16 protein-coding genes are annotated in these 17,197 nt (G+C 64.8%); 11 read left to right on the top strand and 5 right to left on the bottom strand.

Annotated features, from left to right (window positions below; translation table 11 throughout):
- Window positions 1–60 precede the first annotated feature (60 nt).
- From IVB46_RS10790 to IVB46_RS10780, 3 genes are all read left to right on the top strand, one after another.
- Window positions 61–1,038, top strand: a complete 978-nt coding sequence (locus tag IVB46_RS10790; protein WP_247305205.1) for a lyase — start codon at window positions 61–63, stop codon at window positions 1,036–1,038.
- A gap of 112 nt (window positions 1,039–1,150) precedes the next feature.
- On the top strand, window positions 1,151–1,627 hold the full coding sequence (gene queF / locus IVB46_RS10785; protein WP_041960296.1) for a preQ(1) synthase: 477 nt from the start codon (window positions 1,151–1,153) through the stop codon (window positions 1,625–1,627).
- 16 nt (window positions 1,628–1,643) lie between these two features.
- A complete protein-coding gene (locus IVB46_RS10780; RefSeq protein WP_247305625.1) occupies window positions 1,644–2,441 on the top strand; it encodes a substrate-binding domain-containing protein in 798 nt (265 codons plus the stop codon).
- Between the two features lie 66 nt (window positions 2,442–2,507).
- Here the strand turns inward: IVB46_RS10780 and IVB46_RS10775 are convergent, their stop codons facing one another.
- Window positions 2,508–3,182: a GntR family transcriptional regulator gene (locus tag IVB46_RS10775; RefSeq protein ID WP_247305202.1), complete on the bottom strand. Its 675-nt coding sequence runs from the start codon at window positions 3,180–3,182 to the stop codon at window positions 2,508–2,510.
- Between the two features lie 135 nt (window positions 3,183–3,317).
- Between IVB46_RS10775 and IVB46_RS10770 the strand changes: the two genes are divergently transcribed.
- Genes IVB46_RS10770 through IVB46_RS10750 form a run of 5 tightly spaced genes read left to right on the top strand, consistent with a single transcriptional unit; the run spans window position 3,318 to window position 9,376 of the window.
- Window positions 3,318–4,403, top strand: a complete 1,086-nt coding sequence (locus IVB46_RS10770; RefSeq protein WP_247342719.1) for an extracellular solute-binding protein — start codon at window positions 3,318–3,320, stop codon at window positions 4,401–4,403.
- A complete protein-coding gene (locus IVB46_RS10765; protein ID WP_247305197.1) occupies window positions 4,393–6,132 on the top strand; it encodes an iron ABC transporter permease in 1,740 nt (579 codons plus the stop codon). Before IVB46_RS10770 ends, IVB46_RS10765 begins: the two co-directional genes overlap by 11 nt.
- Window positions 6,125–7,228, top strand: coding sequence for an ABC transporter ATP-binding protein (locus tag IVB46_RS10760; protein ID WP_247305193.1), 1,104 nt, complete (start codon window positions 6,125–6,127; stop codon window positions 7,226–7,228). Before IVB46_RS10765 ends, IVB46_RS10760 begins: the two co-directional genes overlap by 8 nt.
- Entirely contained in the window at window positions 7,212–8,474 is a 1,263-nt protein-coding gene (locus IVB46_RS10755; RefSeq protein WP_028156065.1) for a CoA transferase, read from the top strand. The genes IVB46_RS10760 and IVB46_RS10755 overlap by 17 nt, the downstream gene beginning before the upstream one ends.
- On the top strand, window positions 8,471–9,376 hold the full coding sequence (locus tag IVB46_RS10750; RefSeq protein WP_014494995.1) for a CoA ester lyase: 906 nt from the start codon (window positions 8,471–8,473) through the stop codon (window positions 9,374–9,376). Before IVB46_RS10755 ends, IVB46_RS10750 begins: the two co-directional genes overlap by 4 nt.
- 67 nt (window positions 9,377–9,443) lie before the next feature.
- On the opposite strand, the gene IVB46_RS10745 is transcribed toward IVB46_RS10750, so the two are convergent.
- The 4 genes from IVB46_RS10745 to IVB46_RS10730 form a co-directional block, all read right to left on the bottom strand.
- Entirely contained in the window at window positions 9,444–11,537 is a 2,094-nt protein-coding gene (locus IVB46_RS10745) for a HAMP domain-containing methyl-accepting chemotaxis protein (protein ID WP_247305191.1), read from the bottom strand.
- 138 nt (window positions 11,538–11,675) lie between these two features.
- Window positions 11,676–12,887, bottom strand: coding sequence for an MFS transporter (locus IVB46_RS10740; protein WP_247305188.1), 1,212 nt, complete (start codon window positions 12,885–12,887; stop codon window positions 11,676–11,678).
- On the bottom strand, window positions 12,887–13,738 hold the full coding sequence (gene kdsA / locus IVB46_RS10735; protein ID WP_247342715.1) for a 3-deoxy-8-phosphooctulonate synthase: 852 nt from the start codon (window positions 13,736–13,738) through the stop codon (window positions 12,887–12,889). Before kdsA ends, IVB46_RS10740 begins: the two co-directional genes overlap by 1 nt.
- Before the next feature lie 128 nt (window positions 13,739–13,866).
- Window positions 13,867–14,193 carry an NIPSNAP family protein gene (locus tag IVB46_RS10730; RefSeq protein WP_063983065.1) on the bottom strand — a complete coding sequence of 109 codons (327 nt, stop codon included), beginning with the start codon at window positions 14,191–14,193 and terminating at the stop codon, window positions 13,867–13,869.
- A gap of 184 nt (window positions 14,194–14,377) precedes the next feature.
- On the opposite strand from IVB46_RS10730, the gene IVB46_RS10725 reads away from it, so the two are divergent.
- The 3 genes from IVB46_RS10725 (at window position 14,378) to IVB46_RS10715 (ending at window position 17,197) form a co-directional block, all read left to right on the top strand.
- Complete coding sequence (locus IVB46_RS10725) at window positions 14,378–15,052, top strand: response regulator transcription factor (protein ID WP_028156062.1); 675 nt, start codon at window positions 14,378–14,380, stop codon at window positions 15,050–15,052.
- A complete protein-coding gene (locus IVB46_RS10720; protein ID WP_247305185.1) occupies window positions 15,049–16,425 on the top strand; it encodes a HAMP domain-containing sensor histidine kinase in 1,377 nt (458 codons plus the stop codon). Before IVB46_RS10725 ends, IVB46_RS10720 begins: the two co-directional genes overlap by 4 nt.
- 109 nt (window positions 16,426–16,534) lie before the next feature.
- Window positions 16,535–17,197: an rRNA adenine N-6-methyltransferase family protein gene (locus tag IVB46_RS10715; RefSeq protein ID WP_085404599.1), complete on the top strand. Its 663-nt coding sequence runs from the start codon at window positions 16,535–16,537 to the stop codon at window positions 17,195–17,197.

Raw genomic sequence — 17,197 nt, 5'->3', positions numbered from 1 at the left:
ATCCTTGAAGTCGCCTGCTCTGCGCGTCCAACCTCAATCTGAAACAGTCGGGGTAACGCCATGAACCGCCGCCAGTTTCTTGCCTCGAGCGCCGCCCTCCTCGCCGTCCGCCCAAGTTTTGCGCAGGAAGGCCTGTTCCGGACAAAATATTTCCCCATCAGCGCCGGCATCGGCCTGCACGACCTCGCGCCCGCTCGCGACGGCACGGTCTGGTTCACGGCGCAGGGCAAGGGCATGCTGGGCAGGCTCGACCCCCGGGATGGCAGTTTCAAGACAGTCAGCCTCGGCCAGGGCGCCGCACCGCACGGCGTGACGATCGGCCCCGACGGTGCCCCCTGGATCACCGAGGGCGGCCAGAACGCGATCGCCCGGGTCGATCCCGGCGATCTCAAGGTCACGCTGTTCCGCCTGCCCGAAAAATTCGCCTCCGCCAATCTCAACACCGGCGTGTTCGACAAGGACGGTACCTACTGGTTCACCGGCCAGTCCGGCTATTACGGCCGGCTCAAGCCGGGATCGGGCGAGATGGACGTGTTCAGGGCGCCCAGGGGTGTTGGCCCCTACGGCATCGCGGTGACGCCCAAGGGTGAGGTCTGGTACGCCTCGCTGGCCGGCAGCCATATCGCGAAGATTGATCTTGCGACCGGCAATGCCGCCATTGTCGAGCCGCCGACGCCGAGCCAGGGGTCGCGGCGGGTCTGGTCAGATTCGCAAAGCCGGATCTGGGTCAGCGAGTGGAACAGCGGTCACGTCTCGGTACACGATCCCGCCAACGGCTCCTGGAAAACCTGGAAGCTGCCGGGCGATCGCCCTCGCACCTATGCCGTCTATGTCGACGACAAGGACAAGGTCTGGCTGACCGATTTCTCCGCCAATGCCATCGTCCGCTTCGATCCCGCGACCGAGCGGTTCAACGTTTTCGCCAGCGACAAGGCCAATGCCAATGTGCGCCAGCTCGACGGCCGCCCGGGCGAGCTCTGGGGCTGCGAGTCCGGCAACGACCGGATCGTCATGATCCAGACGATCGCGGCCGGTTGACGACGGCGACATTTGCGTCCATCCCGACACCCTCTGGAGCGCGATCTTATCGCGCTCCGGTTTTTTAGTTGAGCATGATCTTTGGGAAAACCGGTGCCCACTTTTCCGGATCATGCTCGAACAGGATGTGACGACGATGGCGAAGAAATCCCTCCAGCTCGGCCGCGCGGTCGAGTGGCCGCACACACCGGAAGAAGCCCAGCTCGACCGCGTGCCCAATCCGCAAAAGGGCACGGACTATCTGGTGCGCTTCACCGTGCCGGAATTCACCTCGCTCTGCCCGGTCACGGGACAACCGGATTTCGCGCATCTGATGATCGACTACGCGCCCGGCCCGTGGCTGCTGGAGTCGAAGTCGCTCAAGCTCTACATCGCGAGCTTCCGCAATCACGGCGCATTCCACGAGGATTGCACCGTCATGATCGGCAAGCGCATCGCGAGCGAGATCAAGCCGAAGTTCTTGCGCATCGGCGGCTACTGGTATCCGCGCGGCGGCATCCCGATCGACGTGTTCTGGCAGACCGGCCGCGTGCCGAAGGGATTGTGGGTGCCGGAGCAAGGCGTCGCGCCGTATCGCGGACGGGGTTAGTTGGAGACGAATGACGATGACATCGATATCAGCAACATTCCGCAACATTGCCTTCGGCGTTCTAACCGTCCTGTGGCTGACCGGCGCGGCCGAAGCTGCCGAGGTCCATGTGATGATCTCGGGCGGATTGACGGCTGCCTACAAGGCGCTCGTGCCGGAATTCGAGAAGGCCACCGGCAACAAAGTGCTGACGGAATATGGGCCGTCGATGGGGACGACCACCAATGCGATCCCGGTCCGGCTGGAGCGCGGCGAACCCGCGGATGTCCTGATCATGGTGGGCTATGCCCTCACCGACCTCGCCGGCAAGGGCAAGGTCGTGGCCGGCAGCCAGGTCGACCTCACCAGATCGCCGATCGGCGTTGCCGTGAAATCGGGTGCGCCGAAGCCGGACATCGGCTCGGTGGAGGCGGTCAAGCGCGCGCTGCTGGCGGCGAAGACGATCGCCTATTCCGACAGCGCCAGCGGCGTCTATGTCTCGACCGAGATGTTCGACAAGCTCGGCATCGCCGACATCATGAAGGACAAGGCGCGCAAGATTCCCGCAACACCCGTCGGCGAGATCGTCGCGCACGGCGAGGCCGAGCTCGGCTTCCAGCAGATCAGCGAGCTGAAGCCCGTGAAGGGCATCGATATCGTGGGACCGCTGCCGAACGAATTGCAGAAGATCACGATCTTCTCGGCCGGAATCGCGGCCGGCTCGAAGGAGCCCGAAGCCGGCCGTGCCCTCATAAAATTCCTCGCCTCCCCCGCCGCGCGCGAAGCGATCATCGCAAGCGGGATGGAGCCGATCCCGGCGGGGGGCGCGAATTGAGGCAGGCCTACTCCACGCGCTGCTCCTGATACGCCCTCCTCAACAGATTGGCTTCGCCACTCTTAGTCAATCGGAGGCTGCCGAGGCCTTCTTGACCGGGCCGAGATCGCGCGCCGGATAGTTGGCGCCGGATTCGACGATGTGTCGTCGCACTGCTGCAACGAGCGCGGCGAGATCGCGAGACTCGATCGCATCGACGATCTCGACATGGTGTGCAGCACTTCTCTGCAGCTCGGCGTTCGAAGGCCACAAAGCAATCGGCCCTGGTCTGGCGCGATTTCTGATTTCCACGATGAGGCTGGCGAGCGATTGGTTCGTTGCATGGCGATAGATCTCGTCGTGAAAGGCTGCGTTGGTATTTGCCTGATCCGCCTTGCTGCCGCGCGCCACAGCATCTTCGAAGATTTGCTGAGCCTGCTTGATCTTCTTGAGTTCGTCGGGGCCGATATTCGGTAGCGCCTGCCTTGCCGCTTCAACTTCGAGCAGCGTGCGTATCGCCAATATCTCGCGAACGACGTTCAAGTCGGGTTGCGCGACCCGGTATCCGCGATTTTCGACATGCGTCACCATCCCGCTTGCGGCAAGCTGGGTCAGCGCACTCCGGACGTCAAACCGTTTGGCAGCGAAGGCTTCTTCCAGGTCGATCTGGCGCAACCATTCGCCTGGCCGGTAGTCGCCTTGCAGGATGGCGGCACCGATTTCCGCCGCCAACAGCCTCTTCTGCTCCTTCCGTACTTTCATGGCTGCTTCCCTTTTTGGAGCGCTTGACTTGCCAATACTATTGCGCACAAATTGGCGCCAATAAATGTGCATAACAAATCGCGGCGGCCGGAGGAACAGTAGATGTCGGGCATCGATCGTAGAAGCTTAATGGTGATGTCGGTTTTCGGCGCCACGATGGGGCTCCGGGGCACGGCCCAGGCGGCGCCGAACGGGTATCCCGAGAATTATCAGAAGATCATCGACGACGCCCATAACGAGGGCAGCCTCCTCATTTACTCGATTATGTCGCCGGAAAACTGGCGTCCCGTGATCGAGGGCTTCAACAAGCTCTACCCGAAGATCAAGGTCGAGACCCTGGATCTCCCCGCCTCCCGCGAGAGCTTCGAGCGATATCTGGCCGAGCGGAGCACCAACAGCCGCACCTGCGACCTCATCGCGACGGCCGATCCGGGCGGATGGATCGATTTCCAGGAGCGCGGTGAAGTCCTCGACTACGTATCGCCTGAAGCGAAGGCCTGGCCGGATTGGTCAAAGCCGTTTCCCGGCGTCTACACCGTCTCGTCCGACCCCATGGCGCTGATCTGGAACAACACGCTGGTGGCCGACGGCAAGCGTCCCAAGACACTTGCCGAGTTCGTCGAGCTTGCGGTCGCAAACGAGAAGACCTGGCGCAACCGCATCACCAGCTACGGCGTGCATCAAACGACTTTCGGCTACGGCATCAGCTACGCGTTCGTGAAGAAGCACGGCGAAAAGGCCTGGGACTGGTTCGCCCAACTTGCAAAGCTTTCGCCCCGATTCGAGCGTTCCGGGGGCCCAATGACCGAGAAGGTCACCTCCGGCGAATACACCATGGGCTTCTTCGTTTCGGCCATCACCTTCTGGCCGCGCCTGAACGATCCGGCGCGGGCAAAGATCCTCGGCTGGAGCTTCATCGGAGACGGTCAGCCGGTCGTGCTGCGTGGCATCGCGATTCCGAAGGGATCGAAGAACGTCAACGCAGCAAAACTGATGCTCGACTACGTCGTCTCGGAGGACGGTCAGCGCGCATTCGGACGGGGCGGCCTGACGCCGGCACGCCCCGGTGTGAAGCCGGGCGACGGAATCCGCCACACCTACTCGTCGATCGTGGAAGCCGTCGGCGAGCAGAACATCTGCTACATCGGCTACGATCGGGACGCGGTGCGGGACTACGACAGCTTCCTCGCGCGCTGGAAAAAGACCTTCAATGTCGCTTGACGCAAGCAGCGCGCTGGGGTCGTCGGCCGCGGACGCCTTGCCGAAGCCGCTGCCCGGCCGCGATACCGTCATCCAGTACGGAATGGCGCTGCTGACAGTTGTCCTGATCGCAGCGCCTCTCCTGCCCGTTCTCTATCAATCCTTCCTGGATCGTGCGCTCTACGATTCCGGCCAGCAACTGACGCTGGGCAATTTCGGGCGCCTGCTTCGCACCGACGGCTTCGCGCTCGTCATCTGGAACACGTTCGTGTTCGCCACCCTCACCACCGTGATTTCGCAGACGCTGGGCACACTGGCGGCGGTGCTGTTCGGCCGCACCGACATGCCGTTTGCGCGGTTGTTTGGCGAGCTCTTCCTGTGGCCGATCTATCTCTCGGCGCTGGTACTGTCGTTCGGCTGGTACACGATCTACGGACCGGCCGGCTACCTCACGCTACTGGTTCAGTCGATCTTCGACGGCGCGCCCTGGAATCTCTACTCCCTGCCGGGCATGGCGATGATCGCGGGCGTCTCGCAAGCACCGGTCGCCTACATCTACTGCATGTCGTCGGCCTCGATCACCGATCCGACTTTGGAGGAAGCCGCGCGCGTGACCGGCGCCGGCACCTTGAGGACCTTGTGGCGGATCACGCTGCCGCTCCTCATGCCGGCGATCGCCTATAGTGCCGTGCTGAACTTCACTGTGGGACTGGAGCTCCTCGCGATTCCGCTGGTGTTCGGAGATCCCGCCGGCATCACTGTGCTGACCACGTTCCTCTACAACAACGGCGTGGCGTCGGCCCGCCCCGATCACGGGCTGGTGGCAACGGCTGCCGTGCTGATGCTTGCCGTCGTCTGCGTGTTGGTGTGGCTACAAGGACGCCTGCTCGGCAATACAAGGCGCTTCGTCACGCTCGGCGGCAAGGCCACGCGACCGCGCCCTTTCCGCCTGAACAACCTGCGCTGGCCGCTTTGCATCGTCTCGGCGATCTACATCACCGCAACTGTCGTGCTGCCGATCGGCGCGCTGCTGCTGCGCGCCTTCACGAGCCTGCTGTCGCCGATGGTGCCGATCAGCGAGGTGCTGACGCTCGGCAACTTCGCCAACATGCTCGAATACCCGGTCTACCCGCGTTCGATCTGGAACTCGCTGATCGTCAGTTCGGTCGGTGGCGTCGTCGCCACTGCGATGGTCGCCCTGATCGCCATCATCGTGCTGCGGTCCGACTTCCGCTGGCGTGGCGCGCTGCACTATATCGCGCTGTTTCCCCGCGCCGTGCCAGGCGTCGTCGCCGGCATCGGCTTCTTCTATGCATTTGCGCTCGTGCCCGGCCTGGGAGGCTTGCGGAATACGATCTGGATTCTGGTTGCCGCATTCACGATGCACTTCATTCCTGTGGGGCTCGGTGCGGTTGCTCCGATGTTGTTGCAGATGAGCCCGGATTTCGATCGCGCCGCCCGTACGCAGGGCGCGGACTGGTGGACGACGAGCCGGCGCATCGTTTTGCCTTTATTGCGGCCAGCACTCGTTGCCTGCTTCATCATCCTCTTCATCACGTTCTTCAAGGAATACACGACAGCGATCTTCTTGTTCGCACCCGGCAGCGAAGTGATCGGGACCACGCTGCTCCAGGCATGGACGCAGGGCGAAGTCGGTCTGGTGTCCGCGCTGGCGACCATCCAGATCCTGGTGATCGGCGTCTGTGTCACGGCGGCGCGCGCTTTTCTCGGAGTGAAGCTCTATGGCTGAGTTGCTGATCGAGAACCTGCACAAGCGGTACGGACCGGTCAAAGCGATCGACGACGTCAACATCCACGTTGCCGATGGCGAGTTCGTCACGCTGCTGGGGCCGTCAGGGTGCGGCAAGTCAACAACGCTCGGCGCCATTGCCGGACTGGATCAACCGACGAGCGGACGCATCCGCGTCGGCAACAAGACCTATTTCGACGGCGAAAAGGGAATCTTCCTGCCGCCGGAAGCGCGCCATTGCGGGCTCGTGTTCCAGAGCTACGCTTTGTGGCCGCACATGACGGTCTATGACAACGTCGTGTTTCCGCTCAAGCTGCGCAAGGTATCGACCGCCGACTGCAAGCGCCGCGTCGAGGAGAGTCTCGCTCTCGTCGAGATGGAGCGCTTTCAGGACCGCTATCCGCATCAGCTCTCGGGCGGCCAGCAGCAGCGTGTCGCGCTCGCGCGAACGTTGGTCTACCAGCCCGAAATCCTCCTGCTCGACGAGCCCCTGTCGAATCTCGATGCAAAGCTGCGCGATCGCGCCCGGACCTGGCTTGCCGAACTGCGCACGCGCCTCGGCCTGACGACGATCTACGTGACGCACGACCAGGTCGAAGCGCTGGCTCTGTCCGACCGCATCGTGGTCATGAATGGCGGCCGCATCAGCCAGATCGGCTCGCCCCAAGAGATCTACACGCGGCCGGCAGACAGTTTCGTCGCCGACTTCATCGGAACGACCAATTTCCTGAACGGCGACGTGGTCGGAGCGCCCGACGGCGATGGACAGACACTGGTCAGTCTCGCCGATGGTCAGCGCGTTCTGATCAAGTCCGACAAACGTCCATCCCTCGGCGACAAGGTCACGTTTGCCTATCGCCCCGAGCAGATGCGCCTGGTGGCGGCCAACGATCAGGCGATCGGAGGTTCGATCGTTGAAGCCGACGTGGTCAGCCATTCCTATGTTGGCGGCCGATGGCAAATCGGATTGAGCGTCGGCGGAAATCAGATCCGCATCGAAACCCAGGAGGCAACGACTGACCGCCAGTTGCGCCTGTGGCTGCCTGTCACCGGCGGCATCCTGTTTACAGAACGGAACCATGGCAAATCCCACTGACGCCACCTCTCCCGAAAGCGGACTGCATCAGGCCGACTACACCCCCGGTGTCCGCGGCCCGCTGACAGGGCTCCGCGTTATCGACCTCTCGAGGCTGGTCGCAGGCAATCTGCTCACCCAGCATCTCGCCGACTTCGGCGCCGACGTCATCAAGGTCGAGCCGCGCGAAGGCGATACGCTGCGCGGCTGGCGCACCAAGGGTGTCGAAACCAACTGGAAGATCCATTCGCGCAACAAGCGCAGCATCTGCCTGGAATTCCGTCACGACGAAGCGGTGCCGCTGATCCGCAAGATGATTCCCGGCGCCGCGATGCTGGTCGAGAGTTTCCGTCCCGGCACGCTCGAGCAGATGGGGCTCTCGCCGGAGGAATTGCTGCGGCTGGAGCCCAAGCTTGTGATCGTTCGCATATCGGGATGGGGGCAGACCGGCCCCTATCATCGCCGGCCCGGCTTTGGGACGCTGGTGGAGGGCTTCTCCGGCTTCGCCGAGATGAACGGCTTCCCCGATCGTGAGCCGGTATTGCCGCCTATGTATCTGGCCGATGCCCTGTCCGGTCTCACCGGAGCGTTCGCAGCCATGGCGGCGCTGCGGGAAGTCGAGATCAACGGCGGAAAGGGACAGGTGATCGACCTGCCGCTGCTCGACCCGATCGTCAACTCGCTCGGGCCTCAGGCGGCAAATTACCGTTTGACCGGCGTGGTCAAACCGCGCAGCGGGAGCCGCTCGAGCGGCTCGGTACCGCGCAATGTCTACCGCACGCTCGATGGCGGCTGGGTTTGCCTGTCGGCATCCACGCAAGGCATGGCGATGCGGGTGCTGCGTTCGATCGGCCGCCCGGAACTCTGCGAGGATCCAAAGTTCAAGACCAACGAGCAGAGGCTCGTCCATGTCGCCGAACTCGACAAGATCATCGGCGATTTCATCGCGACACGAACGGTCGACGACAACGTCGCCTTCTTCGAGGCGGCCGAGGTCACGATCGGTCCGGTCAACGACACCGTCCGCTTGATGAACGATCGCCACGTGCAGGCCCGGGGACTGCTGGCCGACTATCCCGACGAGGACATGGGAACGTTCCCGATGCACGCCGTCCCGGTACGCCTGTCCGAGACGCCCGGAAGCATCCGGACGCCTGCGCCACGCCTCGGTCAGCACAGCCGCACCATCCTGGCCGAAGCCGGCCTCAGCCCTGACGACATCGATGCCGCCCTCGCCTCGGGCGTTGTGAAGGAAACCAGCACATGACAGTTGAACGAAAATTCCCGGTCTGGCGCTCTGCGCTGTTCGTACCCGCGAACGTCGAACGGTTCGTGGTCAAGGCCGTCGAGCGCGGCGCGGACGCGCTGATCATCGATCTCGAGGACAGCGTGCCGCTGGCTGAAAAGGCCAACGCTCGAAAGCTGATCCCGGGCATCGTGAAGCGCTTTCGCGACACCGGAAGTTCGGATGTCATGGTGCGGATCAACCAGCCGCTCGAATTGGCGGTACCCGATCTGGAAGCGGCTGTCATCGCCGGCGTGGACGCGATCAAGATCACCAAGGTCGAAGGCGCCGAGCATCTGCGCCTGCTCGACGAGATGGTGACCAGACTGGAGATCGAGCGCGGATTGCCCATCGGCAAGATCTGGTTTGTCGGCCTGATCGAAGCGCCCGGTCCTCTCTCTAGGGCTCACGAGATCGCGCGATCGATCCCGCGGCTGGCCGGCATTTCACTGGGTGCAGAAGATTATGCCACCGCGATCGGCGCCAAGCCGACGGAGGAAACCCTGTTGATGCCGAAGCAACAGGTCGTGCAGGCAGCCCGCGCCGCCGGCATCATGCCGCTCGGCACCATCGGCTCAGTCGCCGATTTCTCCGATCTGGAAGGATACACAAGGATAGTCAGGCGCTCTGCGGACTTTGGCTTCGTGGGCTCTGCCTGCATCCATCCGTCGCTGGTGCCGATCCTCAACGAGGGTTTCAGCCCCTCCGCCAAGGAGGTGGCGGACGCCGAGCGCGTCGTTGCGCTCAACAAGCAAGCGGCTGCCGAGGGACGTGCATCCTTCGCCATCGACGGCAAGATGATTGATATTCCGATCGTGCAGCGAGCCGAAGCACTGCTCGAGCGCGCGCAAGCAATCGCCGCCCGCGCGCATCGCCCTCGTTGATTGTGCTACCCCAGCGCGGCGCGAAGCGCCGCTCTGGGGGACGATTCGATAGAGCGCGCGCCAGCCCTTACGCCACCGCCCTCACCTTGCTGATGAAGCCGTCGACCTCCGACGTCAGCGAGGTCGACTGGCTCGACAGGTTGGCGGCGGCCTTCAGTACGCCGGACGCGGCGCGGCCGGTCTCGTTCGCCGCTGACGATACGGTTGCGATGTTGCGGGTGACGGTCGAGGTCGCTTCCGCCGTGTGCTGCACGGTGTTTGCGATCTCGGCGGTGGCCTTGTTCTGCTCCTCGATAGCGGCGGCGATGACGCGGTTGATGCTCGAGACCTCCTCGATGGTCTTGACGATGCCGTCGATCGCCGAGACCGCCTTCTGCGTCGCCCCCTGGATCTCCGTGATCTGGGCGCTGATCTCTTCGGTCGCCTTCGCCGTCTGGGAGGCCAGGTTCTTCACCTCGCTCGCCACCACCGCAAAACCTCTACCGGACTCGCCGGCTCGGGCTGCCTCGATCGTCGCGTTCAGCGCCAGCAGGTTGGTCTGGCCGGCGATCGAGGTGATGAGGCCGATGACCTCGCCGATGCGATCGGCGCCGTCGGCAAGCGCGCGCATGGTGCTGTCGGTTTCCTTGACGGTGACGACCGCCTGCTCGGTGGCGCGCGTCGCCTGCTCGACCTGACGGTTGATCTCGCGGATCGAGGCGTTGAGCTCCTCCGCCGCAGCCGCCACGGTCTGCACGCCGCCGCCGACCTGGTCGGCGAGCGTCGAGGCCGAGCCGGCCTGGGTCTGGGCCTCGGCCGCCGTGCCCGACATCGAGCGCGCAGTCGTCTCCAGCTCGCCCGAGGCGCTCGACAGCGTCTGTACCATCTGGCCGATGCGGCTCTCGAATTGCCGCACGAGGCCGGACAATTCGGATGCACGCTTCTCCTTGTCGGCGCGCTCGGCGGCCTGGTCGCCGGACAGGCGCTCGGCGTTGATCATGGCCTCCTTGAACACCTGGAGCGCCGCGGCCATGCGGCCGATCTCGTCGTTGCGGCCGAGGCCCGGTACCTCGCCGGCGAAATCATGCGCCGCGAAACGGGTCATGACACCGGTGATCGCGGTCAGCGGCCGGGTGACGCGGTTGCGCATCAGCATCAGCCCGCCGATGGTCAGCGCCAGCGAGGCCGGCACCAGCAGGCCGAACAGGATCAGGCTGAAGCGGGCGCGCGAGGCGCCGTCTTCGGCCCGCGAGATCATGTTGGCGAGCGCGGTTTGCGTGACGATGACGACATTGTTGGCGCCGACAAGCTGACGATCGCGGTAGTCGATGCCTGCGACGCCGGCGGGCTCGCCGGCGAGCAACTTGGTCGCAATGGCATTGCGTTCGTCGCTGAGCGCGCCGGAAATTTCCGGCTCGGCGTTACGGATCGCCTGCAACAGCTCGGGCGAGGCCACATTCGGGCTGAGATCGCGCACGACCACCCAGGACTGCTGGATGCGGCCGCGCAGATCGGCGAAGGTTACGCCATCGGCGGCGGTCCAGGTCTTGTTGGCGAGGATCGAGGAGAACTGGATCAGAATGGTCTGACCTGCGTTGGCGCGGGCCTGCCAGGAGGCCTGCTTGGCGATCAGGAGGCGATCGACCACGGGGTCGATCAGCGTCATCGCGTTGTCGACATGGGCGGTGACGTCGCCGATCGCGTCCATATAGGCGTCGCTGATCTTGGCCCAGCTCGGTTGCAGGTTCGCGTCACGTGCCGCCTTCTCCTGCTTCAGGGCAGTGACCGCGCGCGGCCGCAGCTCCTCGAGCTGCGCCCAGATGCCGCGGAGCTTGTCGAGCTTTTCGGCAAGACCGGGCGCTTCAGCGGAAGCGAGGCTCTGCAAGGCCTGCGCGTAATTCTTCTGCACGGTGGCTCGCTGCTCGGCGAGGCTGTTCATGACGGTGTCGGGCGCGGGGGCGGCCGACGCCAGATAGCTCAGCGTGTCACCGCGCTCCAGGCGGAAAATCACGAGCGTATTGGTCAGGTCGCGGCTGGCGACCGCGAGCGAGACTATGCGGTTGCTGTCCGAGTAGCGGGTGACCGCGAGCTTCAGCGCATAGGCACAGATGACGACGAGGACGAGACCGAGAGACCCAACCACCGCCCCGAGGATGCGGGCGACCGAACGCTGCTTTTGCATCGACTGATCCATATTGCCGCCAACACGCGGTTCGCGGGCAATCTACGGAGCGAACGATGAGATTTGATTTAAGATTGAACGGCTTTAGCTACCAATCTCTTCCGGCAAAATACGGAAACCGGTAGTTCGATACTCCCCTCAGACCCGTGCGTCCGAGGGTGCCCGCTGCTTGAGCAGCCGGGCGCAGACGAGACCAAGCACCATCATGATCGCGGCGCTCGTGAGCAGGGTCGAGACCTTGCCACCGTGCTGGAGGCCAAGGCCATAGGCGATCGGGCCAACGGTCTGCCCCATGAAGAAGAAGAACGAATGCAGCGACATCGCCGTTGCCCGCGCCCCGATCGACAGCTCGCTGGCGAACACCTGCAGGCAGCCGTGGATCATGTAGAACCCCCAGCCCATCGCCAGCATGCTGGCGAATTGCAGCTTCCATCCGGGACCGAAGGCGAGCACGCCGAGCTGCAGTCCGACGAGGCCCGCGCCCGCAATCATCATGCCCTTGACGCCGAGCCACGGCAGGAAGCGTGAGACCGTGAAGGTGTAGAACAGTCCGCCGATCGCAAAGCCCGCGATCACGATGCCCGCGATCGACGGTGACTTCTCGCCGAGATCGAACAGCAGCGCGGCGATGAACGGAAACAGGCCGAATACGCAGCAGCCCTCGACGAAGACCGCCGAGTAGCAGTAGCGCGTGTTGGGGTTGGCGAAGATGGTCCGGTAGCCCTGCCGCAAGGCCTTCAGATCCGTCTTCGGCGGCGCCGTCAGCGCGGCACCGCGAAAGCCCGCCGCCACCGCAACGGCCGCGATCAGGCCGAGCGCGCCGAGCATCATGAGCACACCGCGCCAGCCGATGAGTTCGCCGATGATGCCGGAGGCGGTCGCACCGAGCAGATTGCCGGTCATCGAACCCGCAAGCGTGCGGCCGATCGCGACCTGCCGCTTGGCGGGTGCAACGAGGTCGGCCGTCAGGCCGAGAGCGACCGGAAACACGCCACCGGAGGCGATCCCGGCGAGGATGCGGCTCGCGAACAGGCCCGAGAAGGTGGTCGCGACCGCGCCAAGAATGCAGGAGACGCCAAGCAGCGCCAGGCACAGCGTCATCAACCGCGCCTTGCCGAACAGATCGGCAGCCGCTCCGATCACCGGCTGAACCAGCGCGTAAATCAAGGCGTAGCCGGCCGCGATGCTGGCGGCCGTCGTGATACTGATCGAAAAATCCTCCGCGACATGCGGCAGGACGGGATCGAGCGCGCGCGTGGACAACGCCGCCGAGAAGCTCGCGAGCGCGATGATATTGATCGCGGGCGGAAACTTCTGGTCGGACGACGGCCCGATCGCAGGCTGGGACATCAGCGCGTTGTGCTTTTTGTCACCGCGTCGAATGCCATCAGCGTGCGGATCAGCCCTTCGAACTCGCGCAGCGGCACCATGTTGGGCCCGTCCGAGGGCGCGCGATCAGGGTCGGGATGGGTCTCGATGAAGACGCCGGCAACGCCGACCGCGACGGCTGCCCGCGCCAGCACCGGCACGAACTCACGCTCGCCGCCCGAGGACGTCCCTTTCCCGCCCGGCTGCTGCACCGAATGCGTGGCGTCGAAGATCACGGGCGCGCCGGTGGTGCGCGCCAGGATCGGCAGCGCGCGCATGTCGGAGACCAGCGTGTTGTAGCCGAACGAGGCGCCGCGCTCGGTGACGAGCACGTTGGGATTGTTCGCGGTCGTGATCTTGGTCACGACATTGGCCATGTCCCAGGGCGCGAGGAATTGCCCCTTCTTGACGTTGACGACCTTGCCCGTCGCGGCGGCCGCCAGCAGCAGATCGGTCTGCCGGCACAGGAAGGCCGGGATCTGGAGGATGTCCACGGCTTGCGCCACCTTGGCGCACTGCGCGGCGTCATGCACGTCGGTCAGGACCGGCAAGCCGAGGGAGGCGCGGATCTCGGCGAAGATCGGCAGCGACTGTGCGAGCCCGAGACCGCGCGCTGCCGACGCGCTGGTGCGGTTGGCCTTGTCGAACGAGGTCTTGTAGACGAGGCCGATCTTCAGCCGCGCGGCGATCTCCTTCAGCGCGGAGGCCACCTCCAGCGCATGCTGGCGGCTTTCGAGCTGGCACGGCCCGGCAATGATCGAGATCGGCAGATCATTGCCAAACTTGACCGTGCCAATGGTGACGACCGGCGCTGCTGAATTCGAAGAGCTCAAGGCCAATGTCCCTCGTTTCGGCGCGACCATAGCCGCCATCAGGGTCGGATCAACCCCATTCGCCCCGGGCCACCCGAATATCAGGGTTGCGCCGGGGTTCCGTGCGAGGCCCTTGCGCCGGCGGCCCCTTACTTCACCGCCGAGAACGCGGTCGGCGTCAGGAGCTGGCTGACGATGTTGCCGACGATCTGGCCGTCCGCTTCGCTCTCGGCACGCGCCTTCATCCAGTCCGGGTCGGTCATGAACTTGCCCCACTTCGCTTCGCGGTCGGCGAGCGAATCCCACGCCAGGAAATAGGTCAGCTCCTGGTTGGATTCGCCGATCAGCGTGGTGAAGAACCCGGCCTGCTTGATGCCGTGCTTCTCCCAGAGCTTCAGCGTGACCGTCTCGAACCGCTTCAAGAGCGCCGGCAGGCGGCCGGGCACGCAACGGTAGATGCGCATTTCATAGATCATTCTGGTTCCTCCCTGATGACGTCGGGGGTTATAACGGCTGGCCGTGACGGTGTCTTCGGCCCCGCCCGATACCGCCCGCGGCGTCTGGCGCATGGCTTGCCGGCCCCGATCGCACCCGGTTCCCGTAATGCTGCCGCAATGATACTGCCGCTACAACGCTTCGGTTGAGGCTCAGGTGCGGATCATGCGGATTTTGCTCGTCGAGGATGAAGCGGAGATGGCCGGAGCGCTGGCCTCGGCGCTCAAGCGGTACGACATGATCGTCGATCACGTGCCAACGCTTGCCGAGGCCGAAGAGGCCATTTCCGCCGACGTGCACGCCGCCGTGCTGCTCGATCGCCAGCTGCCCGACGGCGACGGTCTTGCCCTGATTCCGAAACTGAGAGCGCGCGCCGACGGTGTGCCGATCATCGTGTTGACGGCACGCGGCGAGCTCGCCGATCGCGTCGCCGGGCTCGACAGCGGGGCGGATGACTATCTGGCAAAACCATTCGCGGTGGAGGAATTGCTGGCGCGCCTGCGCGCGGTGTTGCGCCGGCCCGCCGGGCTTCAGCCCGACATCATTCGCGCCGGCCGCCTTGCCTTCGACTTCGGCCATCGCGAGGCGAGCGTCGACGGGGCTCCGCTCGAACTGCCGCGGCGGGAGCTCCTTGTGCTCGAAGCCCTGGTCCGCCGTATGGGCCGGACCGTGCTGCGATCGGCGCTGGAGGAAGCGGTCTACAGTTTCGACGACGAGATCCAGTCGAACGCACTCGATACGCATGTCTCGCGGCTGCGCCGCAAGCTTGCCGAAGCCGACGCGCACGTGGAGATCCACGGCATCCGCGGCGTCGGCTATCTCCTGAAGAAACTGCCGTGAGCAGGCACGCCGACCCATATTGCCTGCGCTCTCGGCTGAGCTGGCGCCTGCTTTCGCTCCAGGCCGCGCTGTTCGTCGCTTTGGTCGTCGTCATCATCGGCGCGCTGTGCGCTACAGGCTTCGTGCTGGTCCAACGGGACGAAGACCGCGTGATCGACGTCGTGCAGAGCGCGCTCGCGCGCGACGCAGCCGGCGGCCTGACGCTGCGGCCGACGACTGAGCTGAAAGCGTTGCGCGAGGAGGCCCCCGACCTCTGGTTGCTGGTTCGCGACAGGCAGGGGCATTCGCTCAGTGAAGGCCCCGTGCCGGCTGAATTCGCCGGGATCGGAGGCGCCCTCGACCAGATCAGCCAGGCGCGGCTCGGCTGGCAGCTCTTCGAGGACGACCCACGCAAGCCGGCGGCGCGGTTGAAACGCATCGACACGGCCGCCGGCAACGTGCAGGTCATCACGGCGACGCAGGGGAAGCTCAGCGGCGCCAAGGCGGTGTTCACGACGTCGCTCGTGTTGCTGGGCATCGCGCTCCCCGGCCTGCTGTTGATGGGGACCGCGACGTTCATCGCGACTCCGATGGTCGTGCAGCGCGCTTTCAGAGGATTGGACGCGACCGCAGACCAGGCCCGGCGGATCGATATCCATCAGCGCGGCGCGCGGCTGTCAGTGGAGCAGATTCCGCTTGAGGTCGTGCCGCTCGTGGCCGCGGTCAATGACGCTCTGGCGCGGCTCGATCAGGGTTACGCCCGCCACAAGCGCTTCGTTGCCGACGCCGCGCACGAGCTGCGTACGCCGATCGCGATCCTGAACACGCGGCTGGAATCGCTGCCGTCGGGACCGGACAAGACACGCCTGATCGAGGATGCGGCGCGGCTCGCGACGCTTGCCGAACAATTGCTGGATATCCAGCGGCTCGACCGTTGCGGGCATCCATTCGTGCCGGTCGACCTGGTCTCCGTCGCGCAAGGCGTTGCCGCCGACCTCGCACCACTGGCGATTGCGGCTGGCTATGAGCTGTCCTTCGACGCGCCTGCCGCGCGGATCGACGTACTCGGCGACGCGGCCGCGCTCGAACGCGCGCTGACCAACCTCGTGCAGAATGCCATCCAGCACGGCCCTCGCCGTGGCACGATCGTCATTCGCGTCAGCCGCCCCGCCAGCATCGAAGTCACCGACGAGGGCGCGGGCATTCCGGTCGATCAGCGCGAGCTGATCTTCGAGCCGTTCTACCGGCTCACGCCGCTCGATCGCGGCGCCGGTCTCGGCCTCAACATGGTGCACGAGATCATGCTCCTCCATGGCGGTCACGTTTCGGTCCTGGACGGACCGAACGGCGGTGCATGCTTCAGGATCACGCTGCCGCCCCTGCAACAGGGCTGATTCAATTCGTCTCTGCGTCTCAAGCGCAATGCTGTCGCAATGCGCTCAGGCGACTCTTCGACCGCCTCACCTCTGATTTGCGAGGCGCAATCGAAATGCCGGAGTGCGCATGCCCAACGATTTCCTCTCATTCTTCTTGTCCTGGATGTCGGCCCCGCGGCGGGTCGGCGCGATCGCGCCCTCGGGCGCTGCCCTAGCCGATCTCATCACCCGCGAGATCACGGCAACGACCGGCCCGATCCTCGAGCTCGGCCCCGGCACCGGCGCTTTCACCTACAAGCTCCTGAAACGCGGCGTGCGCCAGCAGGACCTCACGCTGATCGAATACGGTTCGGACTTCACCAAGCTCCTGCAAATCCGTTTTCCCGGCGCGCGCGTGTTGTGGATGGATGCGGGACGGCTCACGACGGAGCGGCTCTATGACGGCGCGCCGGTCGGCGCCGTGGTCAGCGGCCTGCCGCTGCTCAATATGTCGACGCGCAAGGTCGTCTCCATCATCGGCGGTGCGTTCCGTTACGTCCGCCCGGGAGGCGCGTTCTATCAGTTCACCTACGGGATGAGCTGCCCCGTGCCGCGGCCGGTACTCGACCGGCTCGGCTTGCGGGCAAAGCTGGTGGATCGCGCCTTGCTGAACGTGCCGCCGGCCGCCGTCTACAAGCTGACGCGACGGCCGCAGATGAAGATCGTCACGGGAACGATTGCGCCTGATGCCTCAATGCCGGTCGCGCCAGCGCCGATGCACCTCGTGCGCGACTACACCGCCGCGCCCTGA

Source organism: Bradyrhizobium sp. 61 (assembly GCF_023073075.1).
Lineage (GTDB): Bacteria > Pseudomonadota > Alphaproteobacteria > Rhizobiales > Xanthobacteraceae > Bradyrhizobium > Bradyrhizobium barranii.
The sequence above is the reverse complement of the archived record's forward strand: the minus strand, read 5'-3'. Positions and strand labels throughout refer to the sequence as shown.

What these genes read in the sequence shown, in the direction of transcription:
- IVB46_RS10790 (WP_247305205.1), top strand. Translation starts at nt 61, where the DNA reads ATGAACCGCCGCCAGTTTCTTGCCTCGAGCGCCGCCCTCCTCGCCGTC.
- queF (WP_041960296.1), top strand. Translation starts at nt 1,151, where the DNA reads ATGCTCGAACAGGATGTGACGACGATGGCGAAGAAATCCCTCCAGCTC.
- IVB46_RS10780 (WP_247305625.1), top strand. Translation starts at nt 1,644, where the DNA reads ATGACATCGATATCAGCAACATTCCGCAACATTGCCTTCGGCGTTCTA.
- IVB46_RS10775 (WP_247305202.1), bottom strand. Translation starts at nt 3,182, where the DNA reads ATGAAAGTACGGAAGGAGCAGAAGAGGCTGTTGGCGGCGGAAATCGGT.
- IVB46_RS10770 (WP_247342719.1), top strand. Translation starts at nt 3,318, where the DNA reads ATGTCGGTTTTCGGCGCCACGATGGGGCTCCGGGGCACGGCCCAGGCG.
- IVB46_RS10765 (WP_247305197.1), top strand. Translation starts at nt 4,393, where the DNA reads ATGTCGCTTGACGCAAGCAGCGCGCTGGGGTCGTCGGCCGCGGACGCC.
- IVB46_RS10760 (WP_247305193.1), top strand. Translation starts at nt 6,125, where the DNA reads ATGGCTGAGTTGCTGATCGAGAACCTGCACAAGCGGTACGGACCGGTC.
- IVB46_RS10755 (WP_028156065.1), top strand. Translation starts at nt 7,212, where the DNA reads ATGGCAAATCCCACTGACGCCACCTCTCCCGAAAGCGGACTGCATCAG.
- IVB46_RS10750 (WP_014494995.1), top strand. Translation starts at nt 8,471, where the DNA reads ATGACAGTTGAACGAAAATTCCCGGTCTGGCGCTCTGCGCTGTTCGTA.
- IVB46_RS10745 (WP_247305191.1), bottom strand. Translation starts at nt 11,537, where the DNA reads ATGCAAAAGCAGCGTTCGGTCGCCCGCATCCTCGGGGCGGTGGTTGGG.
- IVB46_RS10740 (WP_247305188.1), bottom strand. Translation starts at nt 12,887, where the DNA reads ATGTCCCAGCCTGCGATCGGGCCGTCGTCCGACCAGAAGTTTCCGCCC.
- IVB46_RS10730 (WP_063983065.1), bottom strand. Translation starts at nt 14,193, where the DNA reads ATGATCTATGAAATGCGCATCTACCGTTGCGTGCCCGGCCGCCTGCCG.
- IVB46_RS10725 (WP_028156062.1), top strand. Translation starts at nt 14,378, where the DNA reads ATGCGGATTTTGCTCGTCGAGGATGAAGCGGAGATGGCCGGAGCGCTG.
- IVB46_RS10715 (WP_085404599.1), top strand. Translation starts at nt 16,535, where the DNA reads ATGCCCAACGATTTCCTCTCATTCTTCTTGTCCTGGATGTCGGCCCCG.